This is a genomic window from Rhizobacter sp. P1_G5 (assembly GCF_056405435.1).
This window is the reverse complement of sequence record NZ_JBFUCB010000016.1, coordinates 1-26,986: the sequence shown is the minus strand read 5'-3', so window position 1 is coordinate 26,986 and position 26,986 is coordinate 1. Positions and strand designations below refer to the sequence as shown.

Below are 26,986 nucleotides of genomic sequence, written 5' to 3'. Positions count from 1 at the left end.
ACCCAGTTCTCGGGGACGAACTTGACCTCACCCGAGGCCACCGCGTCGACCGCCTTCTGCGCGATCGACTTGCCGTCGGGGCCCGGCTTGCTGACCGCGACGAACCACTGGTCGGTCAGCATCGGTTCGACGATCGCGCCGGTGCGGGCGCAGCGCGGCACCATCAGCTTGTGCTTCTTCACCTCGACCAGCAGGTCCAGCGCCTGCAGGTCGGCGACGACCTTCTTGCGGGCGACGAAGCGGTCCAGGCCGCGGTAGGGGGCGGGTGCGTTGTCGTTGACCTTCGCGTCGAGGTCGAGCACGCCGATCATCGGCAGCTGGTGGCGCAGTCCGACGGCGTAGTCGTTCACGTCATGGGCGGGGGTCACCTTCACGACGCCGGTGCCGAACTCGCGGTCGACGTACTCGTCGGCGATCACCGGGATCGTGCGGTCGCACAGCGGCAGCGTGACCTGCTGGCCGATCAGCGCCTGGTAGCGCTCGTCGTCGGGGTGCACCATCACGGCGGTGTCGCCGAGCATGGTCTCGGGGCGCGTCGTGGCCACCACCAGCGAGCCGGAACCATCGGCCAGCGGGTAGCGGATGTGCCACAGCGAGCCGTCTTCCTCCTCGCTCTCGACCTCGAGGTCGGACACSGCSGACTTSAGSAYCGGGTCCCAGYTCACCAGSCGCTTGCCGCGGTAGATCAGSCCYTGCTYGTAGAGCTGCACRAAGGTGTCGGTGACGATCGGCGAGAGCTTCTCGTCCATSGTGAAGTACTCGTGCTKCCAGGCCACCGAGKCGCCCATGCGGCGCATCTGCTGCGTGATGGTCGAGCCCGACTGCTCCTTCCATTCCCACACGCGGGCGACGAAATTCTTGCGGCCGAGGTCGTGGCGGCTCTGGCCGGCCGCCTCGAGCTGGCGCTCGACGACGATCTGCGTCGCGATGCCGGCGTGGTCGGTGCCCGGCACCCACAGCGTGTTGTCGCCCTTCATGCGGTGCCAGCGGGTCAACGAGTCCATGATGGTCTGGTTGAACGCGTGCCCCATGTGCAGCGTGCCGGTGACGTTGGGCGGCGGCAGCTGGATGCTGAACGAGGGCTTGTTCGCGTCCAGCGTGGGCTCGTACAGGCCCTGCTGCTCCCACAGCGGCGCCCAGCGGGCCTCGATCGGGGCGGGTTCGAACGATTTGGCGAGCTCGGTCATGGCGGTGTGGGGTCGGATCGGCGGCGGCCACCGGGGTGGCGCAGGCTGCGGGCAGGGGGAAGGCGGAATTGTAGGCGGGGGGCACCTGCTGCTATGGTGGCGGGGATCCCCGCACTGACGCGGCCACCGGGAGAGCCACCATGCGACCCCTGCCCACGAAGCTGTTCGCCTCCACCAGCCTGGCCCTGCTGACCGTGCTCGCCGGCTGCGGCGGCAACGACGACGGCCTGCCGCTGAACGGCGGCGCCCCCAGCTGCGATCTCGCGACCCAGAAATCCTGGCTCCGCGGCTACATGGCCGACTGGTACTACTGGAGCGGCAGCTCGCCGAGCCCCGATCCCGGCCCGTACGCGAGCGTGCCGGACTACTTCGACGCCTTGTTGTTCACCGGCGCCGCGCCGGTGCCGGCCGATCGCTGGAGCTACATCGAGAGCAGCGCGTCGTACAACCAGTTCTATGGCGACGGCCGCACGCTCGGCTACGGCGTCTCGGTCAACGGGCTGGAGCTGCAGTTGCCGCTGAAGGTGCGTTACATCGAGCCGCTGTCGCCCGCCGCCACCGCCGGGCTGGTGCGTGGCGACGTGATCAGCTCGGTCAACGGCCGCAGTGCCGCCGAGCTGGTGGCGGCCGATGATTTCTCGGCGCTGACGCCGGCGCAGGCCGGCGACGTGCTGACCCTCGTGATCGATGCGCCGGGCGGGCTGAAGACCGTCACGGTGACCGCCGGCACCTATGCGCTGACGCCGGTGCCGGTGACGCGGCTGCTGACGCTCGCGAACGGCACGAAGGCCGGCTACCTGGTGCTGAAGGATTTCCTCACGCAGGCCGAGGATCCGCTGATCGATGCGCTGGCGCAGTTCCGCGCGGCCGGCGCGACCGAGCTGATCCTGGACCTGCGCTACAACGGCGGCGGCCGCGTCTCGACGGCCGCGCTGCTCGCCACGCTGGTGACCGGCTCCGCCCGGCGCGACCAGGTGTTCGCGCGGCTCACGTTCAATGCGCGGCACCCGAACTCGAACGGCGCCTACCTGCTCGGCTCGGTGCCGGGCGCGGCGGCCTTCCCGCGGGTGGTGGTGCTGACCGGCGCGCGCACCTGCTCGGCCAGCGAGCTGGTCGTGAACGGGCTGAAGCCCTATGCCGAGGTGGTGACGATCGGCGGCACGAGCTGCGGCAAGCCGGTCGGCTTCCAGCCGCGCGCGTCCTGCGACAACACCTACAGCGCCGTCAACTTCGAGGCCACCAACGCGCTCGGGGAGGGCGGGTTCTGGAACGGCATCGCCGCCACCTGCGCCGGGACCGACACCTTCAGCGGCGCGCTCGGCGACCCGGCGGAATCGCTGACAGCCGCGGCCGTGGCCTACCTGCAGGACGGCAGCTGCGCGGTCGCCGGTTCCGCTGCGAAGGAACGCGCCGCACGCTGGTCGAAGCGGCTCGCCGCCGGTGCCGAGCCCGGCGATCGCCGGGGCATGTGGGCGGATTGACATGTCGCTCGGTTCGGTCTGACATGATCGGACATGCAGAGACATCTGCCAGAAGCAAGCGCGCAACGCGGGCTCACTAAGCTTCCTGCCCATGACCAAGCCGTACCACCTCTACGTCGTCGAGGACGACAACCCGCTGCGCACGATGCTGTGCGACTACCTGGAGAAGCAGGGCCTGGTCGTCACCGGCATGGCCACCGCCGAGGACCTGCTGCGCCGCATCCACCGGCTGCGCCCCGACCTGGTGGTGCTCGACGTGAGCCTGCCCGGCATGAGCGGGCTGCAGGCCTGCCAGAAGCTGCGCTCCGAAGGGGACCGCGTGCCGATCATCATCCTGACCGCGCGCAGCGAGGAGATCGACCGCGTGCTCGGCCTCGAGATGGGCGCCGACGATTTCCTCGGCAAGCCGTTCTCGGCGCGCGAGCTGCTCGCGCGTGTGCACGCGGTGCTGCGCCGCGCGATCGTGCCGCCGGGCCTGTCGCAGATGAACCAGGCGCCGGTCAAGTTCGGCGGCAGCGTCTTCGACGTGAGCGCCCGCTGCCTGTTCCGCAACGGTGCCACGCGCGTGCTGAGCACCGTCGAGTTCTCGGTGCTGGCCGAGCTGGTGGCGAACCCGGGGGTCGCGGTGTCGCGCGAGCGGCTGCTGGCGGTGTCCCACTCGCGCAGCGAATCGCTGCTGCTGCGCGCGATCGACGTCACCGTGATGCGCCTGCGCAAGCTCGTCGAATCCGATCCCGGCACCCCGCGCTTCATCCAGACGGTGCGCGGCCACGGCTACATGTTCGTGCCTGAAACCTCGCGCTGATGCACTGGCTGCCCCGCTCGCTGGCCGGCCGCGTCACCTGGCTGGTGGGGCTGATCAGCGTCGCGTCGCTGATCGCGCAGCTGCTGCTGTTGCGCACGCTGCTGTTCGAGCCGTTCAGCGAGGGCATGCTGGTCGCGGTGGTCGGCGAGGCGCACCAGGCGCAGCAGAACCTGCTGACGACGCCGCCCGACGAGCGCGATCGCGTCGCGGTGGAGTTGTCGTACGGCCCGTTCTGGGTCGGCCGCAGCGGCGCGCCCGATGGCGGGCCGGACATCGTCGGTCCGCTGCGCCAGCCGTCGATCGAGCTGCCGAGCGGGCTGCAGGACATCGTCACCCGCTCGCTCGGCCATGACGCGGTGCTCGACATCAGCGACCGCAACGGGCTGGTGCTGCGCATCGAGGCCGACATCGAGGGCGAGCGCTGGAACTTCGTGCACCGCCATGCGTCGCCGCGCAATGCGCCGACGATCACCTTGCTGGCGGTGCTGGCCCTGCTGTTCGGCACCGCGGCGCTGAGCCTGTGGATCGGCTTCCGGGTGATCGCGCTGCCGCTGAAGCGGCTGGCGCACGAGATCGCGACGCGGCGCGGCGCGCTGCGCGCGATCGAGCTGCCGGCCGGCGCGAGCGACGAGCTGCAGCAGATCGCGCGCGCCTTCAATTCGCTGGCGCGCAGCCTCGACGAGGCCGACCGCACGCGCGGCCAGCTGCTGGCCGGCGTGTCGCACGACCTGCGCACGCCGCTCGCGCGGCTGCGCCTGCGCATCGAGACGCAGTGCGACGAGCCGGTGGGCGATGCGTTGCTGCTGGACCTCGGTTCGGTGCAGCGCATCGTCGACCAGTTCCTCGCCTATGTGCAGGGCGGCGCCGACATCCAGCTCGGCCGCCTGCAGCCGCTGTGGGACACCGGGCGCGCGGTGGTCGCGATGTACGCCGATCCCGGCGTCACGCTGCGCGGCGACGGCGTCGACGAACAGCTGCCCGACATCGCGGTGCAGCGGCTGCTCAGCAACCTGATCGACAACGCGCTCGCGTACGGCCAGCGGCCGGTGATCGTCGACCTGTGCCGCTGCGAGGGCGGCGTGACGATCGCGGTGTACGACCACGGCCCGGGCCTGAGCGACGCCGAATTCGGCCAGGCGCTGCAGCCCTTCGTGCGGCTGGACCGCCAGCGCAGCTCGCTCGGGCACTGCGGCCTGGGCCTGGCGATCGTCTCGCAGATCGCGCGCCAGCTCGGCGGCACGCTGAGCCTGGCGCGTGCGGCGGACGGGGCGTTCGGCATCGCCTTGACGCTCAAGACCGCCGCCCCGCCGCCGCACGACGGGGCGGCCTGATCTCCAGCAGTCCGCTTCAGCGGTCCAGCCGCAGCACCGCCGAGGGCGCTGCCGCATCCCCCAGCATGAACAGCGTGTAGACCCCCGGTGTCAGCAGCGCCACGTTGCCGGTGTACAGCGCGCTCGACGAGGTGGCCGAGTCGACCTCCAGCGGCGTCGGGCTCGCGGTGGTGCTGTTGATCACCTGGGTCGGATCCCCCGCGGTGCCGAACGCGATGTTCGAGCTCTTGGCCAGCACGCCGTTGTTGGCCTGCAGCGTCAGCGCCGAGTTCAGGCCGTTCACGCCGTTGATCAGCCGCAGCTTCACATAGCCGCTGGTCAGCGCCGGGCTGTTGTCGTCGCTGATCAGCGCGACCTGCGGGGCCGCGGCGCTGCCCAGCACCAGCAGCGTCAGGTCGGCGCCGGGCGCGGCGGTCAGGCCGCTCGGGCTCACGTCGGTGCCGTTGATCGACACGCTGGTCGCGAGTGCGCCGGCCGGCACCTGCAGGTAGCTGCCGATCGCCGGCGGCTTGCCGGTGGAGACGGTGCCGCTGGACAGATTGATGCCGTTGACGGTGGCCGCCACCGTGCCCGAGGCCGACGCGCCGGCCACCAGCCGCACGCGCGCAAAGCCGTTCACCTGCGCCTGCAGGGTGCCCTGCTGGTTGATCAGCAGGCCGTTGACCAGCACGCCGCCCGGCGTGGAGGTCAGCACGAGCGTCAGGATCTGCTGGTCGGTCAGCGTGACCGACGGGATGTCGAGCCGCACGTCGGTCTCGTCGCCGGCGGCGGTGACGCGGATCCGGTAGGTGCCGGCGGTGATCTCGCCGTAGGTCGAGAAGCGTTCCCCGCCGATGGTCGGCGCGTTCGGGGTGGCGTTGGTCAGCGTGTCGGTCGGCGCGGTGACGTACACGTCGACATTGCCGGCCTCGTACGAGGTGTTGAAGACGCGGAACTTCGCGGTGCCCGAGGTCGGTGCCGCCTCGTTGTCGCTCAGGTAGCGGGTGCGCAGGCTGCCCGACGTGTTGTAGGCGACCAGCGTGTTGTGCACGCCGTCGCTGACCGATTGCACGGCGGATGCCACCGCGGTGCTCGAGCCGGCGGGCTTCAGGTAGAAGGTGTAGGAGCCCGAGCCGATCGTCGTGTAGTCGCCGACGGTGTTGGTCGCCACCGCCGCGTTGGCCTTCGTGTCGTTGTCGTACAGGTCCAGCGACGCGTAGGTGGAGGTGGCATTGACGAGGCGGACGTAGCCCGGGCCGTCGTCGCTGCTGCCGCCGCAGCCGGTCAACAGGAGGGGCGCGGCCGCCACGGCCGCGAGCAGGGGCGCGAACAATCTCAGCTTCACAGGTTTTCCTTTGGATCGAGGGGACGGCGGCGTCCGCCCGCAGGTGCGGGCGCGGCGCTGCCGCACCGGTCGATTCAAGCGAAACCGTGTTGCGCGCAGGTTGCGTCTTCGTGGGGGCGGGTGTCGCCGCGTGTCGGCCCTGACACACGCCGGCGATGCCGCTACATCAAAAGGTGTTCTCCCGCGTTGTCCCCACCCAGGATCACGTAGTTCACCTTGCGGATGTCGGCCAGCCGCGTGCCGCCGGCGTAGCTGATCGAGCTCTGCACGTCCTCGCGCATCTCGCGCAGCGTGTCGGCCAGCTTGCCCTTCACCGGCTCGAGGATGCGCTTGCCCTCGACGTGCTTGTACTCGCCCTTGTTGAAGTCGCTGGCCGAGCCGTAGTACTCCTTGAAGACCTTGCCGTCGGCCTCGACCGTCTTGCCGGGCGATTCCTCATGGCCGGCGAACAGCGAGCCGATCATCACCATCGCGGCGCCGAAGCGCACGCTCTTCGCGATGTCGCCGTGGTCGCGGATGCCGCCGTCGGCAATGATCGGCTTGGTCGCGACACGGGCACACCACTTCAGCGCGCTCAGCTGCCAGCCGCCGGTGCCGAAGCCGGTCTTCAGCCGCGTGATGCAGACCTTGCCCGGGCCGATGCCGACCTTGGTCGCGTCGGCGCCCCAGTTCTCCAGGTCGATCACCGCCTCGGGCGTGCCGACGTTGCCGGCGATGATGAAGGTCTTCGGCAGGCGCTGGCGGATGTGATCGATCATCTTGCGCACGCTCTCGGCGTGGCCGTGCGCGATGTCGATCGTGATGTAGTCGGCGCCGACGCCCTCGGCCGCGAGGCGGTCGATCACGGCGTAGTCGTCGGCCTTCACGCCCGAGCTGATCGAGACGAACAGGCCGCGCTCGCGCATGCGCTTCGCGTACGCGACGTTGTCCAGGTCGAAGCGGTGCATCACGTAGAAGTAGCCGTTGGCGGCCAGCCACTGCGTGATCGGCTCGTCGACCACCGTCTTCATGTTGGCCGGCACCACCGGCAGCTTGAAGCTGCGGCCGCCGAGCTCGGTCGAGGCGTCGCATTCGGCGCGGCTCTCCACGCGGCACTTGCGCGGCAGCAGCAGGACGTTGTCGTAGTCGAAGATTTCCATGGTCAGGCTCCAAAGGGTGGGGAAGAGCGCTTGACTTGGAACCCGGCCGCCCGGCAGAAGGCCTCGAAGCAATGCGAGGGCGCCGAAACGAAAAACCGGGCGCCAAAATTTGGGCCCGGTGACGAATTCTACGCGGCGGGGCTTGCCCCCTCGGCCGGCCCTGTTTCTGGCTGCCCGGCTGTCGGATGGCGTGCCTTGCCGATGAACTGCGGCGCGAACCGGTTCAGCAGCGCGACCAGGGGCACGCACGCGAGCAGCGACACCGCGCTGATCGCCGCTGCATACGCCGTGACGGCCGGCAGCGTGTCAGCCAGCGCGATGGCCTCGGCCAGCTTCGGGTTGAAGAAGTGGAAGAACACGCCGTTCAGGCCCATCAGCGGCAGGCTGTTGCGGCCGATCCAGGCCGCCACCCGCGTGGCCGGCAGCAGCATCGCGAGGCCGGTCACCGCCAGCGTGCCGGCCAGCGCGCTGAACGCGAAGCCGAGCGCGTCGCCATGCTGCGCCGCCGCCATCATCACCGCCTGCGCATCGTGCGGGTGGTTCAGCCGGTAGGTCGCGAGCAGCGCACTGGTGCAGGCGAGCGTCACCAGCAAGACCATGCCGCGGTGCGTGGCGAGCTGCTGCAGGAAGGGCCGCAGCACCTGCCCGATCGTGTAGAAGCCGAGCGCGACGATCGCCTCGCGCACGAACCAGATGCGGCTGACCTGTGCGACCCAGCCGCCCAGCGCGTCGCCGTGGTTGCACAGGAACACGCCGCCGGCGATGCAGGCGGCGGCGAACGCCAGCCGCGCCGCCACATGCCGTAGCCGCGGCAGCACCACCAGCGCCATCGCCTCGCAGACGAACATGCAGACGAGGAACCAGGTCACCCAGTTCAGCTCCGGCATGCCGCGCAGGTAGGCGGCGCCCAGCGGCTGCGCGTAGTACCACCACGCGAAGTGGTGCTTCACCGCGCTGAGCGACCACAGCGGCAGCAGCAGCAGCCCGAAGAACAGCACCGGCACCAGGCGCAGCCGGGCCAGCGTGCGCAGGCGCGGCAGCAGCGCGGCCACCGGGTGGAAGAACAGCCCGGCCAGCACGAAGAACAGCGGCATGTGGAAGGCGTAGATCAGCCGCAACTGATCGACGGCGGACGCGTTGTCGCCGGCACGGCTCTGCACCACGTGCCCGTAGAACATCAGCACGATGCCCACCGCCTTCGCGGTGTCGACCCACGGCAGGCGCTGCGTGCCGCGTGGCGTGGCGAAGCCCGAATCCATCGCTGCATCGTAGGAAGGCGCGCCGGCAGCGTCCATCCCTACAATCGACGGATGCATGACGATGGCTCCAGCGAGCACCTCTCTCCACAGCGCGACCCCGGTGCCGACGGCCGCCTCCTCGACAACCTGAACCCCGAGCAGCTCGCCGCGGTGACGCTGCCGGCCCGCCCGGCGCTGATCCTGGCCGGGGCCGGCTCGGGCAAGACGCGCGTGCTGACCACGCGCATCGCCTGGCTGATCCAGACCGGCCAGCTCACGCCCGGCGGCGTGATGGCGGTGACCTTCACCAACAAGGCCGCGAAGGAGATGCTGACGCGGCTCGGCGCGATGCTGCCGGTGCCGGTGCGCGGCATGTGGATCGGCACCTTCCACGGGCTGTGCAACCGCTTCCTGCGCGCGCACTGGAAGCTCGCCGCGCTGCCGCAGGGCTTCCAGATCCTCGACTCGGCCGACCAGCTGTCGGCCGTCAAGCGGGTCATCAAGGCGATGAACCTCGACGAGGAGCGCTTCGTTCCGAAGCAGGTCACCTGGTTCATCGCCGGTGCCAAGGAAGAAGGGCGCCGCCCGAAGGACGTGGAGCAGCGCGACGAGCAGGAGCGCACGCTGGTGCGCGTGTACGAGGCCTACGAGGCGCAGTGCCAGCGCGAGGGCGTGGTCGATTTCGCCGAGCTGATGCTGCGCACCTACGAACTGATGCGCGACAACGCCGCGCTGCGCGAGCACTACCAGCGGCGCTTCCGCCACATCCTGGTCGACGAGTTCCAGGACACCAACAAGCTGCAGTACGCCTGGCTGAAGATGTTCGCCGGCCCGCACGCCGCGGTGCTGGCGGTCGGCGACGACGACCAGAGCATCTACGCGTTCCGCGGCGCGCAGGTCGGCAACATGGCCGATTTCGAGCGCGAGTTCCACGTCGAGCAGGTGATCAAACTGGAGCGCAACTACCGCTCGTTCGGCAACATCCTCGATGCGGCCAACGAGCTGATCTCGCGCAACTCGCGGCGGCTCGGCAAGAACCTGCGCACCGAGGCCGGCCCGGGCGAGCCGGTGCGCGTCTACGAGGCCACCAGCGATTTCGCCGAGGCGCAGTGGTTCGTCGACGAGGCGCGCCAGCTGCACCGCGACGGCATCGCGCGCCGCGACATCGCGATCCTGTACCGCAGCAACGCGCAGAGCCGGGTCATCGAGAGCGCGCTCTTCAATGCCGCGATCCCGTACAAGGTGTACGGGGGCCTGCGCTTCTTCGAGCGCGCCGAGGTCAAGCACGCGCTGAGCTACCTGCGGCTGATCGAGAACTCGAACGACGACACCAGCTTCCTGCGCGTCGTCAACTTCCCGACGCGCGGCATCGGCGCGCGCTCGATCGAGCAGCTGCAGGATGCGGCGCGCCAGAGCGGGCGCAGCCTGTACCAGAGCGTCGGCGCGCTGAGCGGCAAGGCGGGCGGCAACCTGCAGGCCTTCACCGCGCTGGTCGACGCGATGCGCGAGGCGACGCGCGGGCAGACGCTGCGCGAGATCATCGAGCACATGCTGCATGCCTCGGGCCTGGTCGACTTCTACAAGACCGACAAGGAAGGCAAGGACCGGCTCGAGAACCTCGACGAACTGGTCAACGCGGCCGAGGCCTTCGTCACGCAGGAGGGCTTCGGCAAGAACGCGGTGGCGCTGCCGGTGGACGAGCATGGCGGCGCCGAGACGATCGCGGCACTCGAGCAGACGCCCGATGCCGAGACCGGCGAGATCATGTCGCCGCTCGCGGCCTTCCTGACGCATGCGTCGCTGGAGGCCGGCGACAACCAGGCGCAGGCCGGGCAGGACGCGCTGCAGCTGATGACGGTGCACTCGGCCAAGGGGCTGGAGTTCGACGCGGTCTTCATCACCGGGCTGGAGGAGGGGCTGTTCCCGCACGAGAACAGCGTGTCCGACATCGACGGGCTCGAGGAAGAGCGGCGCCTGATGTACGTCGCGATCACGCGGGCGCGCAAGCGGCTGTACCTGAGCTTCAGCCAGACGCGCATGCTGCACGGGCAGACGCGCTACAACGTCAAGAGCCGCTTCTTCGACGAGCTGCCCGAGGCGGCGCTGAAGTGGATCACGCCGCGCAACCAGGGCTTCGGCTCGGGCTTTGCGCGCGAGTACCAGGCGGCGTGGGCCCGGGGTTCGGGGCTGAACTCGATCGTCGGCGCCGGGCGGGTCGAGCCGCGGCCGCAGTCGGTGGCGCAGCCGGGCGGGCCGAAGACCACGTCCAGCCACGGGCTGCGCACCGGGCAGGGCGTGTTCCACAACAAGTTCGGCGAGGGCGTGATCGTCACGCTGGAAGGCGCCGGCGACGATGCGCGGGCGCAGATCAACTTCGGGCGGCACGGCATGAAGTGGCTGGCCTTGTCGGTCGCGAAGCTGACGCCGGTGAACTGAAAACGCAGGCTCATGGTGAACCCCGAGGCGGCCGCCGGCCGATCGGGCCGGCGGTTGTCCCATCACTCAGGTTCTTCCCGCGATTCCGTCAGGGCGCCGGCCCTGACAGCGCTTGCAAACTCCCGCAGCGCCGGGCGCCCGCATAAGCGTCTCTTATCCCGGCGATCAGCATTCGTCGTTTGATGGGCGCTTTCACACTCCGTAGAGTCCCGCCCCACACCAGGAGGCAAAGACCATGCAGGGACGCAACGCAGTGAGATTCTTCATCGTCGCGTGGACGACGGCAGCGGGCGCCTTGCTCGGCGCCTGCGGCGGCAGCGGCGACGCCGGCGGCACGGTCTCGGCGCCATCCGCCGCGACCGCATCGGCCGGCAGGCCGGAGAAGGCCGCCGCGGCGGCTGCCGCCACACCGTGGAGCCAGTACATGCTGTCCCCGTCGTCGCGCACCCTGGCCCCGGTCGTGGTCTTCAAGACCGTCGGCACGGTGCAGAACCCCAACAACCTGCTGACCGGCAACACCGCGATGATGTCGGGCCGCGGCAGCTACGTGGTGCTGGATTTCGGCAAGGAGGTCGGCGGCTTCGTCTCGCTGGACTTCCCGGCCGCCGGCAGCAACGCCGAATCGGTCGGCCTCGCCTTCACCGAGTCGAGCGAGTACGTCGGCCCCGTCAGCGACGGCTCCAACGCCGGCCTGAACGCGGGCGCGAGCAGCTCGACCGACGGCGCCATCTACGCGAGCGTCAACAGCACGACCGGCACGACCTACACGATGCCGGCGGCGAGCCTGCGCGGCGGCTTCCGCTACCTGACGCTGTTCATGAACTCCGACGGCTGGGTGCACCTCGCCAACATCCGGCTGCGCTTCACGCCGGCGCCGTTGATGAGCGACCCGAGCGCCTACCCGAACTACTTCTACAGCAACGACGACCTGCTGAACAAGCTCTGGTATGCCGGCGCCTACACGGTGCAGACCAACACGATCGCGCCCGACCAGGGCCGCAAGCTGCTCGCCACGGGCTGGGACAACACCGCCGTGGTCAGCGGCGGCACCTCGGTGCTGACCGATGCCGCCAAGCGCGACCGCACGGTGTGGTCGGGCGACCTCGGCATCTCGGCCGCGGTGGGCTATGTGTCGACCGCCGACACGCTGTCGGTGAAGAACGCGCTGCAGCGCCTGTACGACAGCCAGAAGGCGAGCGGCGAGCTGCCGTACTCCGGTCCGCCCTTCGACCTGTACAGCTCCGACACCTACCACCTGTGGACGCTGATCGGCACCGAGACCTACCACCTCTACAGCGGCGACACCGACTGGCTGCGCTCGATCTGGCCGCGCTACAAGCAGGGCATGGCCTTCATCCAGGCCAAGGTGAACGGCGCGCACGGGCTGCTGCACGTGACCGGCACCAACGACTGGGCACGGGGCGGGCAGGGCGGCGAGAACATCGCGGCGAATGCAATGCTGTACCGCGCACTCGTCACCGGCGCCACGCTGGCAACCGCGGTGGGCGAGGGCGCGACGGCCACCGCTTACGCGACTGCGGCCGCGACGCTGAAGTCGCGCATCAACGCCACGCTGTGGGACGCCGCGGCCGGCGCCTACCGCGACAACCCGGACAGCACGCTGCTGCCGCAGGACGGCAACTCGCTCGCGGTCTGGTACGGGGTGACCGACAGCGCCGACAAGCCGGCGGCCGTCGCCCGCTACCTGAACGCCAACCTCGGCACGCTGGGCGCGCTGACGCCGGAGTGGGGCGGCAACATCTCCGGTTTCGCCGGCTCGATGCAGCTGATGGCGATGTCGGCGGCCTCGCGCGATGCCGATGCGCTGGCCCTGATGCGTCGCCAGTGGGGCTTCATGCTCAACCACCCGACGCGTGGCACCGGCACTTTCTGGGAGGGCTTCGGCGCGGACGGCGGCAGCGGCGGCTATGCGCCGTGGTTCGTCAGCCACGCCCATGGCTGGTCGTCCGGGCCGACCTCGGCGCTGACCTTCTACACGCTGGGCATCAGCCCGACGACGGTGAAGGGGCAGCAGTACGGCGTGATCCCGCACCCCGGCGACCTCACGCACGTCGAGGGCCAGCTGACGTTCGACGGCAGCAAGCGCGTCAGGAACAGCTGGGACCGCGGCAGCGACGGCAGCTTCACGATGACGGTGGACAGCAGCTCGCACACCGGGTCGGTCGGCGTGATCGGCATCCCGCGCTTCGGCATCGACCGGCGCGTCAGCATCGACGGCGTGGAGGTGTGGAACGGCAGCGCCTTCAGCGGCGCAGCCGGCATCGCGAGTGCCGACCAGGACAGCCGCTACATCTACTTCCGCGGCGTCCAGCCGGGTGTGCGCACCTTCCGCACGGCAGGCACGGGTGCTGCCTGGGCGAGCTGCGCGGCCGAGGCCGGGCAGTGCGTCTTCGAGGGCGTGCGCGGCGTGCGCTACGGCAGCGGCAGCAGCTTCGTCTACGGCAGCTTCAACGGCAGCGTGGCCTGCAACAACGCGACCTTCGGTGACCCGGCGCCGAACGTCGTGAAGCACTGCGAGCTGAGCGACACCGAGCGGCCGCCGGCGATCGGCATCTGGACGCCGTGCGCGCTGGAAGGCCAGGGCTGCAGCTTCGACCGCACCCGGACCGTGGCCTATGGCGCGCAGTCGTCGTACCGCTTCCTGACGCGCAGCGGCCCGGTGGCCTGCGACAACGCGACCTTCGGCGATCCGATCTTCGGGGTGGCCAAGCGCTGCTGGGTGGGCCACCTGCCGCAGAACCCGGGCTTCGAGTCGCCGGCGGTGGCGGCGGGCAACGGCGTGCAGTACGGCGCGGCGAACGCGGGCTGGACCTTCTCGCCGGAGAGCGGCACCAGCGGCTCGGGCCTGCAGAAGAACGGCGGCGCGTTCGGCGCGGTGGCCGCGCCGGAGGGCCTGCAGACGGCCTTCGTGCAAAGCGGCGGGGCGATGAGCCAGGGCCTGCCCGACCTGTCGGCGGGGCGGTATGCGGTGCGTTTCAAGGCGGCGCGGCGGGGTTGGAGCTTCGGCGGCGTGCAGACCCTCGGCGTCTGGCTCGACGGCAACCTGCTGGGCAGCTTCACCCCGGGATCGACGCAGTTCGAGTCGTTCACGACCCCGCCGATCGCGCTCGGTGCCGGCGCGCACACGCTGCGTTTCGCGGGCCAGAACACCACGGGCGACAACACCGCCTTCGTCGACGAGGTCGTGCTGGTGACCTACTGAGCCGGCGTCACGCGCCTGTCATGGCGCCCCGCGATCATCAGGCAGCTCGGGGAGTCGTGGAGGGAGACCCATGCGTCGTTGTTGGAAGGCGTGGCTGCTGTGTGCGGCCACGCTGCTGGGTTCTGTCGCGGCCGAGGCCGGGCCGCAGGCCGCCGATCTGAAGTTCCGCGAGTTCTTCCAGCTGCCGGTCGGTCCGCGCGGCCTCGTGCCGAGCGCGCGCCTGCTGTCGCTGGACGGCCAGCCGGTGCGCATCACCGGCTACCTTGCGCACCAGGAGGCGTCGTCCGCCGCACCGGGCATCGCGTTGCTGACCCCGCTGCCGGTCTCGCTCGGCGACGAGGACGAGAGCTTCGCCGACGACCTGCCCGCCTCGACGCTCTACCTGCACCTCGCCGGYCCGCTCGCTGCGCGGACGATCTCGTACCGCCCGGGCCTCGTCTCGCTCACCGGCACGCTGCAGGTCGGCGCGCAGCGCGAGGCCGACGGCCGCAGCTCGTTCGTGCGCCTCGTGCTCGACCCCGAATCCGCATCCGTTCTCCTGGAGTCCCCGAAATGACCCGCCTTGCTGTTGCCGCCCTCCTGCTCGCCGCTGCCTCCGCCCAGGCCGCGCCGAGCGTCACGCGCCTCGTGCCGCCGAGCGAGCTGTTCACGTCGAACGACCCGAACCCGCCGGTGATCGCGCGCTTCCTGCCCGGCCAGCGCTTCGACCTGCAGGCCACCGTGCGGCTGGACGCCGGCACCACGCTCGCCTCGTTCGAGTTCGCGGTCGACGGCGTGGTGCTGAAGCCGGCCTCGGCCGTCACCAGCGTCGTGACGACCGGTTTGAGCCTGCCGGCCGGCACCAACGCCGCCGTCGTCTCGCAGCGCGCCTACTCCAACGCGAAGCCCGGCATCCACAAGCTGACCGTCAACGCGACGCAGAGCGACGGCCAGCGCGTCAGCGCCACCGGCAACTTCGAAGTGGTTGCGCTGGCCGGCGCGGGCCGCAAGGCGAAGAACATCATCATCCTGCTCGGCGACGGCATGGGCGCGGCCCACCGCACCGCGGCGCGCATCATGGCCAAGGGCTATGCGCAGGGCAAGGCGCATGCGGCGCTCGCGATGGACACCTTCCCGAACACCGGCATGGTGATGACCTCGTCGCTCGATGCGATCGTCACCGATTCTTCGCCCGGCATGTCGAACTACGTGACCGGCAACAAGGCTGCGAACAACCAGGAAGGCGTGTTCCCGGACGACACCGCCGACGCGTTCGACAACCCGCGCGTCGAGTACCTGTCGGAGTACCTGCACCGCACCCAGGGCAAGGCACTGGGCATCGTGACGACGGCCGACGTGTTCGACGCGACGCCGGCCGCCAACGCGGTGCACACCTCGAACCGCGGCAACGGCACCGGCATCGTCGACCAGTTCCTGGACGACCGCGGGCTGACCGGCCTGTCGGTGCTGATGGGTGGCGGGCGCAAGTGGTTCCTGCCGAACGGCGATGCGCTGAAGGCCGACGGCTCGCGCAACGGCYAGGCCGTCAACGGCTCGCAGCGCGACGCGAAGTCCGACTACGTGCTGCCGCCGGACCTGGTGGCCGGCTGGGGCGCGGCGCTGGGCGCGAAGGACCCGGCGCGCGACCTGATCGCCGACTTCCAGGGCGCCGGTTTCGCCTATGCGCCCGACCGCGCCGGGCTGGTTGCGGCGGCCGGTGCCGACAAGCTGCTCGGGCTGTTCTCGTACTCGAACATGAACGTCGCGTTCGACAAGATCAACAAGCGCCGCGGCGTCTCGACCATCGTCGACGACTACGGCTTCCCCGACCAGCCGATGCTCGACGAGATGGCCGAGACCGCGCTGCAGGTGCTGTCGCGCCAGAAGWACGGCTTCGTCGCGCTGATCGAGGGCGCGTCGATCGACAAGCAGGCGCACCTGATGGACACCGACCGCTGGCTGTTGGAGGTGATCGAGTTCGACCGCGCGGTGCAGGTGGCGAAGGACTTCGCCGCGAAGCACCCCGACACGCTGGTCATCGTGACGGCCGACCATGAGTGCTCGGGCGCCGCGATCATCGGCGCGTCGACCAAGCCGGTGGCCGCGATCCGCGCCGCCGCCGCGCCGGCCGAGGGCGCGAGCGCGCCGAGCGCCGCGACGCTGCGCGACCCGGTGGTCGGCGTCTACCAGGCCGCGAAGTTCCCGAAGTACACGATCGCCGCCGACGGCTACCCGCAGAGCACCGACGTGGACTACAAGATGCTGATCGGCTACGGCGCCAACGCCGACCGCTACGAGAGCTGGCTCGCCAACGCGACGCCGACGCAGGATTCGCAGCAGCCCTTCGTCGGCCAGGCGCCGCAGAGCGGCTACCCGGCGAACCCGAGCGTGCGCAACCAGGGGGCGGGCTTCCTGGTGACCGGCCAGGTGCCGGGCGACCAGGCGGTGCACACCGCCACCGACGTCCCGCTGTCGGCCCTCGGCCGCGGGGCCTCGCTGTTCAGCGGCGTGATGGACAACACCGACATCTTCTTCAAGATCGCCCAGGCGGCGACCAAGGGCACGAAGTAGCCCCCGGGGGCTACGTCACACCTCCACGTCGTCCACTTCGCGGTAGACGTCGCGCATCCACATCTTCAGGCGCTGGCGGTCCATCAACCCCAGCGTCGCGTCGTTGTCGCCTTCGCGGGCATTCCAGAAGCTGATGCTCGCCGCGTCGATCTTCTGGATCACGGTGTCGTGCAGCTTGCGCATCGTCACCACCTTGGCGCCGAACGACAGCGCGCGGGCCTGCTCGCCCGATTGCTCCAGCACCGAGAAGTCGCTGCCGCGGATGTGGTTGCGCACCAGCACGTACTTGAAGCTCGGGCCGAAGCGGTCGAGCAGCTTCTTCAGCAGGTCGACCGAGTCCTTGCCGGCGTCCATCACGTGCCAGTAGTGGACCTGAGAGTTCGTCTCGTCCAGCAGGTTCAGCACGCCCGACTCGTCCATCCAGCGCACCAGCGGGTCGTGTGTCTGCGCGGCCAGGTCGACCAGCACGCGGCGGTCGGGCTGGTCCACCGCGGCCTCGACGATCGCGTCGAGCGCCTCGTAGCGGTCCACCAGCACCGGCGACGCGTAGCCGGCATAGAAGCGCATCAGCGCACCGTGCGAGCGGTCGGTGTCGAAGCCGATGAAGGGCATCTGGCGGTCGATCAGGTACTGGGCCAGCACCCGTGCCATCAGCGACTTGCCGACGCCGCCCTTTTCGCCGCCGATGAAGTGGATCTTGCTCATGCCGAAGCTTCTCCGAGGTTTGGTGGTCGGGCGACAGTATGAACGCAAGCGCGCCACGGGCCTGCCGGGCTGCCGCGCAAGGTGTTTCGAGGCGTCATGGTGCCGTCATGCGCTTGTCACGCCGCTTTCATGGTGCCTGCTTAACCTGCCGCACGCCAAGACACACCTCGACACGACCCGCCACGCGCGGTGACGTGCCTTCTCCCTCACTCTCCAAGGAAGCCTGATGAGCCACCCAACCGTCGACGCGCGTCGCCGTCTCCTGAAGCTGTTGTCCGGGGCCCCGCTGCTGCCGATGACGAGTTCCACCGCATTCGCCGGCCTGCTGGCCGCCTGCGGCGGTGGTGACGATGGTCCGGCGCCGGCCGCACCGGCCGCCACCGTGACCTCGGTCGAGTTCACCGCGATGGCCGCGCCCGCTGCCGCCGACGTGGCCGCTCCCACCGCTGCCGAACTGGCCGCGATGGGAGCGACGTCCGTCGGCTCCAAGCTGATCGCCAACTACAGCGACGGCACGACCCAGACCTTCGCGCTGAAGTACGAGCCCTTCTTCATCACCGGTGAAATGGTGCCGGACGGCAAGGGCAGCACCATCCTCGCCGGCGGCTACGTCGACATGGCCGGCCAGCCGATCCGGGATACCTCGATGGTCGGCAAGGAGCGCCAGTTCTTTTCCGATTCGCCGGACGGCAGCTCGCTGCTGACCGTGCCGAACCCGACCGTCGCCGGCCTGAAGGGCAAGGCGGTGTTCGCCGTCGTGCAGTTCGAGTACATGACGCGCAACCAGGCCGGCGCCGACACGTACGGCACGCTGCCCTCGCCGATCGCGGTGCTGACGCTCGACCAGGACCAGGCCACCGGCAAGCTGAGCCTGGTGAAGTACCACAACGTCGACACCTCGCCGGCACACGGTCTGTGGATCACCTGCGGCGCCAGCCTGTCGCCGTGGGGCACGCACCTGTCGAGCGAGGAGTACGAGCCGGATGCGGCCTTCATCGACACCAACACGCAGTTCAAGGCCTACAGCAAGAACACCTTCGGCGACGAGACCAAGGCCAACCCGTACCACTACGGCCACCTGCCGGAAGTGACGGTCAACCCCGACGGCACCGGCACGATCAAGAAGCACTTCTGCCTGGGCCGCATCTCGCACGAGCTGATCCAGGTGATGCCGGACCAGCGCACCGCGATCATGGGTGACGACTACACGAACGGCGGCTTCTTCATGTTCGTCGCCGACAAGGCGAAAGACCTGTCGGCCGGCACGCTCTACGTCGCCAAGGTCGGCGCCGGCTTCTCGATCGACCCGGCTGCCGCCGGCGCGGCGCTGACCTGGGTCAAGCTCGGCCATGCCACCAGCGCCGAGATCGAGGTTCTGGCCAATACGCTGAAGGCCAAGGACATCATGGCCGTCAGCAAGACCGATCCGCTGGACGCCACGTACACCAAGATCTTCTGCGACGGCAAGGCCAACTGGGTCAAGCTGGTGCCGGGGATGGAGAAGGCCGCGGCCTTCCTGGAGACGCACCGCTACGCCAACCTGGTCGGCGCGAGCATGGTCTTCACGAAGATGGAAGGCACGACCGTCAACGCGAAGGACAAGATCGGCTACTCGGCGCTGCAGAACATCCAGGCCTCGATGGTGAAGGGCGACGCCGCCYGGCGCGAAGAGATGGGCGTGAGCCTGGACAAGAAGCTGGTGGCCGGCGGCATCCTGGCGCACACGCTGGCCGGCGGCCAGAAGGACACCTCGGGCGCCGCGATCGACAGCGAGTGGGTGCCGGTGCAGACCAAGGCGCTGCTGGTCGGCGAGGACATCGCGGTCGACCGCCTGGGCAACACGTCGAACCCGGACAAGATCGGCAACCCGGACAACATCAAGTTCTCCGAGAAGATGCGCACGCTGTTCATCGGCGAGGACAGCAGCACGCACGCGAACAACTTCCTGTGGGCCTACAACGTCGACACGAAGAAGCTGTCGCGGCTGCTGTCGGTGCCGGCAGGCGGCGAATCGACCGGCCTGCACGCGGTCGACGACATCAATGGCTGGACCTACATCATGAGCAACTTCCAGCACCCCGGCGAATTCGTCGGCGGCATGCCGGCCGCGCTCAAGACGGGCCTGGACCCGGTGGTGAAGGCGAACTACAAGGACAAGTTCGGCGCGGCCGTCGGTTACCTGACGGGACTGCCCGAACTCGGCTGATTCGGCTGATCAGGGAGGAACGGCCACGGAGGTGGCCGGTGCTGGCCAGAAGAGGGAAGGGGCCGCGGGCGTGATGCCTGCGGCCCCTTTTTCATCAATGCGCCTGGTCCCAGTTCCGCCCGATCCCCACCTCCGCCACCAGCGGCACCTTCAGCTTCGCGACGCCGGCCATCAGCCTCGGCACCTCGGCCTTCACCCACTCGAGCTCGGCTTCCGGCACCTCGAGCACCAGTTCGTCGTGCACCTGCATCACGAGCTTCGTCGCGCGCTGCTCGGCCAGCAGCACGTTCTGCACCGCCACCATCGCGAGCTTGATCAGGTCGGCCGCCGTGCCCTGCATCGGCGCATTGATCGCCTGCCGCTCGGCACCGGCGCGCCGCGGGCCGCTGCCGCCGTTGATCTCGGGCAGGTAGATGCGGCGGCCGAACAGCGTCTCGACATAGCCCTTGTCCTTGGCCGACGCCCGCGTCTCGTCCATGTAGCGCTTCACGCTCGGGTAGCGCGCGAAATACCGCTCGATGTAGTTCGTCGCCGCGCTGCGCTCGATGCCCAGGCTCGACGCCAGCCCGAACGCCCCCATGCCGTAGATCAGCCCGAAGTTGATCGTCTTCGCGTAGCGCCGCTGCTCGCTCGTGACCGCCGCCGGCTCGATCGCGAACACCTCGGCCGCGGTCGCGCGGTGCACGTCCATGCCCTCGGCGAAGGCCTTCAGCAGGCTTTCGTCGCCGCTGATGTCGGCCATGATGCGCAGCTCGATCTGCGAGTAGTCGGCGCTCAGGATCACGTGCCCCGGCGGCGCGATGAAGGCCTCGCGCACGCGCCGGCCTTCGGGCGTGCGGATCGGGATGTTCTGCAGGTTCGGGTCGGTGCTCGCGAGCCGCCCCGTCACCGCCACCGCCTGCGCATAGTTCGTGTGCACGCGGTGCGTCTCGGGGTTCACCATCAGCGGCAGCTTGTCGGTGTAGGTGCCTTTCAGCTTCGCCAGGCTGCGGTGCTCCAGCAGCTTGGCCGGCAGCGGGTAGTCCTCGGCCAGCTTGTCCAGCACCTCTTCGTCGGTGCTCGGTGCGCCGCTCGCGGTCTTCTTGATCACCGGCAGCCCGAGCTTGGTGAACAGGATCTCGCCGATCTGCTTCGGCGAGCCCATGTTGAACGGCTGGCCGGCGAGCTCGTGCGCCTCCTGCTCCAGCGCCACCATGCGCTCGCCCAGCTGCTGGCTCTGCGCCGACAGCACCAGCGCATCGATCAGCACGCCGTTGCGCTCGATCTGCTGCAGCGCGATCGCCGTCGGCATCTCGATCTGCTGGTAGACGCGCAGCAGCCCCGGCTCGGCCTGGATCTGCGGCCACAGCGCCTGGTGCACCTGCAGCGTCATCTCGCTGTCCTCGCCGGAATAGCGCGCCGCGCGCGCCACGTCGACCTGCGCGAACGGGATCTGGTGCGCGCCCTTGCCGCACAGGTCTTCGTAGCTGAGCCCCTTGCGGCCCAGGTGGCGCTCGGCCAGGCTTTCCAGGCTGTGCGGGCGGTGCGCCTCCAGCACGTAGCTCTGCAGCAGCGTGTCGTGGACGAAGCCGCGCGCGAGGATGCCGGCGTTCTGCAGCACGTGGAGGTCGTACTTGATGTTCTGGCCGAGCTTCGGCGCGGCGGCGTCTTCGAGCCACGGCTTCAGGCGCGCCAGTACCTCGTCGATCGGCAGCTGCGCCGGTGCGTCGGCGTAGTCGTGGCGCAGCGGCACGTAGGCCGCCTCGCCCGGCTGCACCGCGAACGAGACGCCGACCAGCTGCGCGCGCATCGGGTCGAGCGAATCGGTCTCGGTGTCGAACGCTGCGAGCGGCGCGGCCTTCAGGCGCGCGATCCAGGCGTCGAGCGCCTCGAAGCTGGTGATGGTGTCGTAGCGGCCGTCGGAGGGCGGCTCGTCCGTGGCCGTGGCAGCGGGCTCGTCCGGTGCGCCGTCGCCGAACAGGTCGCCCGTGGCGCTGTCGGCCGGCGGCTTGGGCGGCTTTACTGCCTTGACCGGCGCGGGCGGCGGTGCCGCCACCGCCGTTTCCAGCTCGCGCTTCCAGCTCTTGAAACCGTAGCGGCCGTAGAAGTCGAGCAGCGCGGCGTTGTCGGTCGGCTTCAGCGCCAGCCCGTCGAGCGCCGGCCAACCGGCCAGGTGCTCGGCCAGTTCGCAGTCGTCGCGCACCGTCACCAGCTTGCGGCCCGTCGGCAGCCAGTCGAGCGCCTTGCGCAGGTTCTCGCCGGCGACGCCCTTGATGCTCGCGGCCGCGTCCATCACGCCTTGCAGCGAGCCGTACTCTGCGATCCATTTCGCGGCCGTCTTCGGGCCGACCTTCTCGACGCCGGGCACGTTGTCGACGGTGTCGCCCATCAGCGTCAGGTAATCGACGATGCGCTCCGGCGGCACGCCGAACTTCGCCATCACGCCCGGCACGTCGAGCTTCTCGCTGCTCATCGTGTTGATCAGCGACACGCGCTCGTTGACGAGCTGCGCCAGGTCCTTGTCGCCGGTGGAGATCACGACGCGGTGGCCGCGCTCGGCCGCCACCCGCGCCAGCGTGCCGATCACGTCGTCGGCCTCGACGCCGGGCACCATCAGCACCGGCCAGCCGAGCAGCTTCACCACCTCGTGGATCGGCTCGATCTGCTGCACCAGCGGCTCGGGCATCGGCGCGCGCTGGGCCTTGTACTCGGGGTACCAGTCGTCGCGGAAGGTCTTGCCCTTGGCATCGAACACGCAGGCCGCGTGCCCGGCCTTCACGTCGATCAGGGCGCGCTTGAGCATGGCCACCATGCCGTGCAGCGCGCCGGTCGGGAAGCCTTCGGCGCTGCGCAGGTCGGGCAGCGCATGGTAGGCGCGGTAGAGGTAGCTGGAGCCGTCGACCAGCAGCAGCGTGCCGGCGTCAGTGGTGGATGTGTCGGTCATCCGGCCATTGTGGCGGATGGCGCATGCGATGGAACTCGGCATGGAGGCCGGTTACTCAGGCTGGCATCCTGTCGCCGCGGCGGCGGCGCGATGGACATCGAACAACCCCTTGATGGGAGCCGGCACGCATGATCTCGAGACAGAGTCCACAACAATCGCCTCGCAACGACATTGAAGAGCCATCGACCTCGACACCATCGACCCGCGACAGCTCGGAACTTGCTGGCAAGATTCAAGACGAAAAAGCGCAAGCACGGGATGCCATCCCGTCGACAGTACCTGGCGGCTGCATGCCTTACGCGGCGTGGCGTGCCGATCAAGACATCGCCGAGCGCGAAGATGCGGCCCTGCGTGCGGGGTTCGGAATGGAGCGCGCGAGAGAGATCGCAGGGACCCCGGGATCGACCATCCGGGGTTGGGTGCACTCGGCTGGCGAATTGCCTGAGCACGAGAATCAGTAAACGGCAAAGGCTCCTCATGCTCCCACCCATCGCGCTGACCGTGCTGGTCGCTGCGCTCCATGCCGGCGTGCCGCTGGCCACTGCCGTGCAGGCCGCGGCGATCGGCCACGGCAAGCCTTCGATGATGCTGGCCCAGCCGTATGCACGTGGCGCCTTCCAGCCCGCGCTGCACTGGGTCAGCGAGAAATACGACGGCGTGCGCGGCTACTGGGATGGCAAGCGCCTGCTGACGCGCAACGGCCACCCGATCCGCGTGCCGGCCTGGTTCACGTCGGGCTGGCCGCAGCGCGCGATGGATGGCGAGCTGTGGGCCGGCCGCGGCCGCTTCACCGCAGCGGCATCGACGGTCGCCGCCGAGGTGCCGGACGACGCCGCGTGGCGCGAGATGCGCTTCATGGTGTTCGATCTGCCCGACGAGCCGGGCGATTTCGACCACCGCCTGCCGCTGATCGAGCGCCTGGTCAAGACGGTCGGCACGACGTGGATCGAGGCGGTGGTGCACGGCCGGGCCGCGGATGAAGCCGAGCTGTTGAAGCTGATGCGCCGTGTCGTCTCGGTCAACGGCGAGGGCCTGGTGCTGCACCGCGGCGATTCGCTCTACCTGCGCGACCGCAGCGATGCGCTGCTGAAGCTGAAGCCGCAGGACGACGCCGAGGCGCGCGTCGTCGGCCACCTGCCGGGCGAAGGCAAGTACGCCGGCCAGCTCGGGGCGCTGCTGGTCGAGATGCCCGACGGCCGGCGCTTCCGGCTCGGCAGCGGGCTGAAGGATGCCGAGCGCCGCCAGCCGCCGCCGATCGGTGCGACCGTGACCTACCGTTACCGCGGGTTTCATGAGAGCGGCCTGCCGCGCTTCGCGACCTTCCTGCGGGTGCGGCCCGACTGAGCTGGGGACGGGGCCAGTGGTGGTTGACCCCGGCGCGGGGCGTGCGCGGCAGCGCTGCCTACAATGCCCCCATGAAGCTGCTGCCCGTGCTGGCCTGCCTGGCCTTGTTGTCGTCGATCGCCCCCGCCCTCCATGCGGAGCCCGTGCCGGCGCCGAAGCCGATTCCGGCCCCGGTCGAGAACTTCGACACCGGCGAACCGCAGGTCGACCACCTGGTGCACGAGGACGAAGGTTCGCGCATCGAAGAGTTGCGCGTGCGCGGCGAGGTCAAGCGCATCGTCGTCAAGACCAAGGCCCCGCTGAAGGGCGAGTACGAGATCCTGCCGGACAACGCCGCCAAGGGCGTGCCGCAGGCGCCCAACGGCTCGCGCGGCGTCGCCGGCCAGCGGGTCTGGCAGGTCCTTGCCTTCTGAGCGGGCCGATGGCTGTCTTCACCGAGGTTTCGTTCGACACCGCCGCCGCGCTGGTGGCCCGCCTGCAGATCGGCGAGCTGACCGCGCTGAAGGGCATCGCGGCCGGCATCGAGAACACCAACTACTTCGCCGACACCACGCAGGGCCGCTACGTGCTGACGGTGTTCGAGCGCCTGAGCTTCGAGCAGCTGCCGTTCTACCTGCACCTGATGAAGCACCTGGCGCGCCACGGCGTCGCGGTGCCCGAGCCGCAGGCCGACGCCGCGGACGAGATCCTGCACCAGATCGACGGCAAGCCTGCCGCGGTGGTCGACCGCCTGCGCGGCGGCCACCAGCTCGCACCCGACGAGCTGCACTGCCGCAGCGTGGGCGCCGCACTGGCGCAGATGCACCTGGCCGGCGCCGACTTTCCGCGCCAGCAGCCCAACCTGCGCGGCCTCGCCTGGTGGGCCGAGACGGTGCCGGTGGTGCTGCCCTTCCTGGCCGATGCGCAGCGCGCGCTGATCGAGGCCGAACTCGCATTCCAGCAGCAGGTGGCGGCGTCGCCGGCCTATGCGGCGCTGCCGCGCGGGCCGATCCACGCCGACCTGTTCCGCGACAACGTGATGTTCGAGGGCCACGCGCTGACCGGCTTCTTCGATTTCTACTTCGCCGGCGTCGATGCGCTGCTGTTCGACATCGCCGTGTGCCTGAACGACTGGTGCATCGACCTCGACACCGGCCGCCTGGCCGAAGACCGCGCGCTCGCCTTCGTCGAGGCCTACGACGCGGTGCGGCCGCTCGGCTCCAGCGAGCGGCGGCTGATGCCGGCGCTGCTGCGCGCCGCGGCCTTGCGCTTCTGGATCTCCCGCCTGTGGGACCTGCACCTGCCGCGCGATGCGTCGGTGCTGAAGGCCCATGACCCCACTCACTTCGAGCGCGTGCTGCGCCAGCGCGTCGAGAACGCCTGGCATCCGGCGATGGGCTGACCGATGGCTGACCGATGAAATTCCAGCATGTTCCCGCGAGCCGCGGCGCCCTCTGGGTGCGCCAGGGCGTGGCCGCCTTCGCGACGCGGCCGCTCGCCTACTCCGGCCTGCTCGGCCTGTCGCTGTTCGCGAGCTTCGTGCTCGCCTTCATTCCGCTGCTCGGGCCCTTCCTGCTGCTCGGGGCGTTCCCGTTGCTGTCGCTGGGCTTCATGATCGCCACGCGCCTGACGCTGGCCGGCCGCTCGCCGATGCCGACGGTGTTCATCGCGCCGCTGCGCGTCGACGGGCCGCGGCGGCGCGCGCAGCTGTGGCTCTATGCCGGCTATGCGCTGGCGGCCTTCCTGATCTGGTTGCTGACCTATGCCATCGCGGGCTCGCGGGTGATCGAACTGCAGCAGTTGCTGTACAGCGCCAACACCCCGCCGGAGGTGCTCGACGCGCGCCTGTCCGACGGCCACCTGCAGCTGGGCATGCTGGTGCTCTTCGCGTTGAGCTCGGTGCTGAGCGTGGTCTGGTGGCATGCGCCGGGCCTGGTGCACTGGGGCGGCATGAGCGCGTCGAAGGCGCTGTTCTTCAGCCTGGTGGCGTGCTGGCGCAACCGCGGCGCCTTCGCCATCTACATGCTCGTCTGGTTCGGTACGGCGCTGGCGGCCGTCATCCTGGTGAGCCTGGTGTCGTCGCTGCTCGGCCAGCTGGAAGTCGGCAAGGTGCTGATGCTGCCGGTCTGGCTGATGATCCTGAGCGCCTTCTACGCATCGCTGTTCTTCACTTTTGCCGACAGCTTCGAGTTGCCGTCGGCAGACACCGACACCGGGAGTCCGTCGCCATGAATGCAGCCGCCGCGCCGTCGAAGATCGCTCTTGTCACCGGTGCCGGAACCGGTATCGGCCGCGCGTGTGCGCTGGCGCTGCTGCGCGAGGGCTGGGGCGTGGTGCTGGCCGGCCGCCGCGCCGAGCCGCTGCAGCAGACGCTGGCGCAGGCGGGCGAGCGGGCCGCGAATGCGCTGGCGGTGCCCACCGATGTGGGGGATCCGGCGTCGGTGAAGGAATTGTTCGCGGCTACGCGCGAGCGCTTCGGCCGGCTCGACCTGTTGTTCAACAATGCCGGTGCCGGCACGCCGGCGATGCCGATCGAGGAGTTGAGCTACGAGCAGTGGAAGGCGGTGGTCGACGTGAACCYGACGGGCGCCTTCCTGTGCACGCAGGAGGCGTTCCGACTGATGAAGGCRCAGACGCCGCAGGGTGGGCGCATCGTCAACAACGGCTCGATCTCGGCGCATGCGCCGAGGCCGTTCTCGGCGCCTTACACCGCCACCAAGCATGCGATCAGCGGGCTGACGAAGGCCAGCTCGCTGGACGGCCGGCCGTTCAACATCGCGGTTGGCCAGATCGACATCGGCAATGCCGCCACCGACATGACCGAGCGCATGACGCGCGGCGTGCCGCAAGCCAATGGCAGCACGATGGTGGAGCCGCGGATGGATGTGCAGCATGTGGCGAATGCGCTGCTGCACATGGCGGGCTTGCCGCTGGAGGCGAATGTGCTCAGCATGACGGTCATGGCGACGCAGATGCCATTCGTTGGGCGGGGCTGACCTCTTCCCGGTGGGGGACTCGCTGCGCGAGGGCTTTCTCTTCCCTGCGGGGGCTTCCTTTCACTGCGTGAGGCTGCTGCCGGGTCTCGCCCCGGCGGGCGAGTCACTTTCATTTGCTG

The 26,986-nt window shown here is 69.6% G+C and carries 19 protein-coding genes; 13 read left to right on the top strand and 6 right to left on the bottom strand.

Going from position 1 to position 26,986, the window contains the following annotated elements; genetic code table 11:
• On the bottom strand, positions 1-1,187 hold a 1,187-nt coding region (locus AC1D12_RS02585; RefSeq protein WP_477838713.1), incomplete at its 3' end, for a class I tRNA ligase family protein.
• A 140-nt stretch (positions 1,188-1,327) separates the two neighbouring features.
• Between AC1D12_RS02585 and AC1D12_RS02580 the strand changes: the two genes are divergently transcribed.
• The 3 genes from AC1D12_RS02580 (at position 1,328) to AC1D12_RS02570 (ending at position 4,804) form a co-directional block, all read left to right on the top strand.
• Positions 1,328-2,668, top strand: a complete 1,341-nt coding sequence (locus AC1D12_RS02580; protein ID WP_477824811.1) for a S41 family peptidase — start codon at positions 1,328-1,330, stop codon at positions 2,666-2,668.
• 91 nt (positions 2,669-2,759) lie between these two features.
• The gene (locus AC1D12_RS02575; RefSeq protein ID WP_047592312.1) at positions 2,760-3,473 is read left to right on the top strand and encodes a response regulator; all 714 of its coding nucleotides are present in this window, start codon (positions 2,760-2,762) and stop codon (positions 3,471-3,473) included.
• A complete protein-coding gene (locus AC1D12_RS02570; RefSeq protein ID WP_465113695.1) occupies positions 3,473-4,804 on the top strand; it encodes a sensor histidine kinase in 1,332 nt (443 codons plus the stop codon). Before AC1D12_RS02575 ends, AC1D12_RS02570 begins: the two co-directional genes overlap by 1 nt.
• Before the next feature lie 16 nt (positions 4,805-4,820).
• On the opposite strand, the gene AC1D12_RS02565 is transcribed toward AC1D12_RS02570, so the two are convergent.
• From AC1D12_RS02565 to AC1D12_RS02555, 3 genes are all read right to left on the bottom strand, one after another.
• Positions 4,821-6,128 (bottom strand): DUF4397 domain-containing protein, encoded by a 1,308-nt coding sequence (locus AC1D12_RS02565; RefSeq protein ID WP_465113694.1) that lies wholly within the window; start codon positions 6,126-6,128, stop codon positions 4,821-4,823.
• A 161-nt stretch (positions 6,129-6,289) separates the two neighbouring features.
• Positions 6,290-7,267, bottom strand: a complete 978-nt coding sequence (locus AC1D12_RS02560; RefSeq protein ID WP_465113693.1) for a GMP reductase — start codon at positions 7,265-7,267, stop codon at positions 6,290-6,292.
• Positions 7,268-7,395: 128 nt separating this feature from the next.
• Entirely contained in the window at positions 7,396-8,526 is a 1,131-nt protein-coding gene (locus tag AC1D12_RS02555) for an acyltransferase family protein (protein WP_477824809.1), read from the bottom strand.
• A 51-nt stretch (positions 8,527-8,577) separates the two neighbouring features.
• Here AC1D12_RS02555 and AC1D12_RS02550 point away from each other — a divergent pair, with 51 nt between their 5' ends.
• The 4 genes from AC1D12_RS02550 to AC1D12_RS02535 all read left to right on the top strand — a co-directional run bounded on the left by AC1D12_RS02550 (position 8,578) and on the right by AC1D12_RS02535 (position 16,714).
• Complete coding sequence (locus AC1D12_RS02550; RefSeq protein WP_465113691.1) at positions 8,578-10,941, top strand: UvrD-helicase domain-containing protein; 2,364 nt, start codon at positions 8,578-8,580, stop codon at positions 10,939-10,941.
• A gap of 235 nt (positions 10,942-11,176) precedes the next feature.
• Positions 11,177-14,164 carry an alpha-L-rhamnosidase-related protein gene (locus AC1D12_RS02545; RefSeq protein ID WP_477838709.1) on the top strand — a complete coding sequence of 996 codons (2,988 nt, stop codon included), beginning with the start codon at positions 11,177-11,179 and terminating at the stop codon, positions 14,162-14,164.
• A gap of 70 nt (positions 14,165-14,234) precedes the next feature.
• Positions 14,235-14,720 (top strand): hypothetical protein, encoded by a 486-nt coding sequence (locus AC1D12_RS02540; RefSeq protein WP_465113689.1) that lies wholly within the window; start codon positions 14,235-14,237, stop codon positions 14,718-14,720.
• Positions 14,717-16,714 (top strand): alkaline phosphatase, encoded by a 1,998-nt coding sequence (locus tag AC1D12_RS02535; RefSeq protein WP_477838707.1) that lies wholly within the window; start codon positions 14,717-14,719, stop codon positions 16,712-16,714. The genes AC1D12_RS02540 and AC1D12_RS02535 overlap by 4 nt, the downstream gene beginning before the upstream one ends.
• Before the next feature lie 15 nt (positions 16,715-16,729).
• On the opposite strand, the gene AC1D12_RS02530 is transcribed toward AC1D12_RS02535, so the two are convergent.
• Positions 16,730-17,419, bottom strand: coding sequence for a P-loop NTPase family protein (locus AC1D12_RS02530; RefSeq protein ID WP_047509600.1), 690 nt, complete (start codon positions 17,417-17,419; stop codon positions 16,730-16,732).
• 226 nt (positions 17,420-17,645) lie between these two features.
• Here AC1D12_RS02530 and AC1D12_RS02525 point away from each other — a divergent pair, with 226 nt between their 5' ends.
• Positions 17,646-19,625: a PhoX family protein gene (locus AC1D12_RS02525; RefSeq protein WP_477838705.1), complete on the top strand. Its 1,980-nt coding sequence runs from the start codon at positions 17,646-17,648 to the stop codon at positions 19,623-19,625.
• A gap of 94 nt (positions 19,626-19,719) precedes the next feature.
• Here the strand turns inward: AC1D12_RS02525 and polA are convergent, their stop codons facing one another.
• Complete coding sequence (gene polA / locus AC1D12_RS02520; protein ID WP_477838703.1) at positions 19,720-22,548, bottom strand: DNA polymerase I; 2,829 nt, start codon at positions 22,546-22,548, stop codon at positions 19,720-19,722.
• A 477-nt stretch (positions 22,549-23,025) separates the two neighbouring features.
• Between polA and AC1D12_RS02515 the strand changes: the two genes are divergently transcribed.
• The 5 genes from AC1D12_RS02515 (at position 23,026) to AC1D12_RS02495 (ending at position 26,867) form a co-directional block, all read left to right on the top strand.
• Entirely contained in the window at positions 23,026-23,892 is an 867-nt protein-coding gene (locus AC1D12_RS02515) for a DNA ligase (RefSeq protein ID WP_465113685.1), read from the top strand.
• Positions 23,893-23,963: 71 nt separating this feature from the next.
• The gene (locus tag AC1D12_RS02510) at positions 23,964-24,305 is read left to right on the top strand and encodes a hypothetical protein (RefSeq protein WP_156155042.1); all 342 of its coding nucleotides are present in this window, start codon (positions 23,964-23,966) and stop codon (positions 24,303-24,305) included.
• 8 nt (positions 24,306-24,313) lie between these two features.
• On the top strand, positions 24,314-25,273 hold the full coding sequence (locus AC1D12_RS02505) for a homoserine kinase (RefSeq protein WP_477838701.1): 960 nt from the start codon (positions 24,314-24,316) through the stop codon (positions 25,271-25,273).
• A 14-nt stretch (positions 25,274-25,287) separates the two neighbouring features.
• Entirely contained in the window at positions 25,288-26,103 is an 816-nt protein-coding gene (locus AC1D12_RS02500) for a BPSS1780 family membrane protein (protein ID WP_156155041.1), read from the top strand.
• A complete protein-coding gene (locus AC1D12_RS02495; RefSeq protein ID WP_477838699.1) occupies positions 26,100-26,867 on the top strand; it encodes an SDR family oxidoreductase in 768 nt (255 codons plus the stop codon). Before AC1D12_RS02500 ends, AC1D12_RS02495 begins: the two co-directional genes overlap by 4 nt.
• Positions 26,868-26,986: the final 119 nt, after the last annotated feature.

Coding starts and splice junctions, on each gene's coding strand:
- AC1D12_RS02580 (WP_477824811.1), top strand. CDS start 1,328: ATGCGACCCCTGCCCACGAAGCTGTTCGCCTCCACCAGCCTGGCCCTG.
- AC1D12_RS02575 (WP_047592312.1), top strand. CDS start 2,760: ATGACCAAGCCGTACCACCTCTACGTCGTCGAGGACGACAACCCGCTG.
- AC1D12_RS02570 (WP_465113695.1), top strand. CDS start 3,473: ATGCACTGGCTGCCCCGCTCGCTGGCCGGCCGCGTCACCTGGCTGGTG.
- AC1D12_RS02560 (WP_465113693.1), bottom strand. CDS start 7,267: ATGGAAATCTTCGACTACGACAACGTCCTGCTGCTGCCGCGCAAGTGC.
- AC1D12_RS02555 (WP_477824809.1), bottom strand. CDS start 8,526: ATGGATTCGGGCTTCGCCACGCCACGCGGCACGCAGCGCCTGCCGTGG.
- AC1D12_RS02550 (WP_465113691.1), top strand. CDS start 8,578: ATGCATGACGATGGCTCCAGCGAGCACCTCTCTCCACAGCGCGACCCC.
- AC1D12_RS02545 (WP_477838709.1), top strand. CDS start 11,177: ATGCAGGGACGCAACGCAGTGAGATTCTTCATCGTCGCGTGGACGACG.
- AC1D12_RS02530 (WP_047509600.1), bottom strand. CDS start 17,419: ATGAGCAAGATCCACTTCATCGGCGGCGAAAAGGGCGGCGTCGGCAAG.
- polA (WP_477838703.1), bottom strand. CDS start 22,548: ATGACCGACACATCCACCACTGACGCCGGCACGCTGCTGCTGGTCGAC.
- AC1D12_RS02515 (WP_465113685.1), top strand. CDS start 23,026: ATGCTCCCACCCATCGCGCTGACCGTGCTGGTCGCTGCGCTCCATGCC.
- AC1D12_RS02510 (WP_156155042.1), top strand. CDS start 23,964: ATGAAGCTGCTGCCCGTGCTGGCCTGCCTGGCCTTGTTGTCGTCGATC.
- AC1D12_RS02505 (WP_477838701.1), top strand. CDS start 24,314: ATGGCTGTCTTCACCGAGGTTTCGTTCGACACCGCCGCCGCGCTGGTG.
- AC1D12_RS02500 (WP_156155041.1), top strand. CDS start 25,288: ATGAAATTCCAGCATGTTCCCGCGAGCCGCGGCGCCCTCTGGGTGCGC.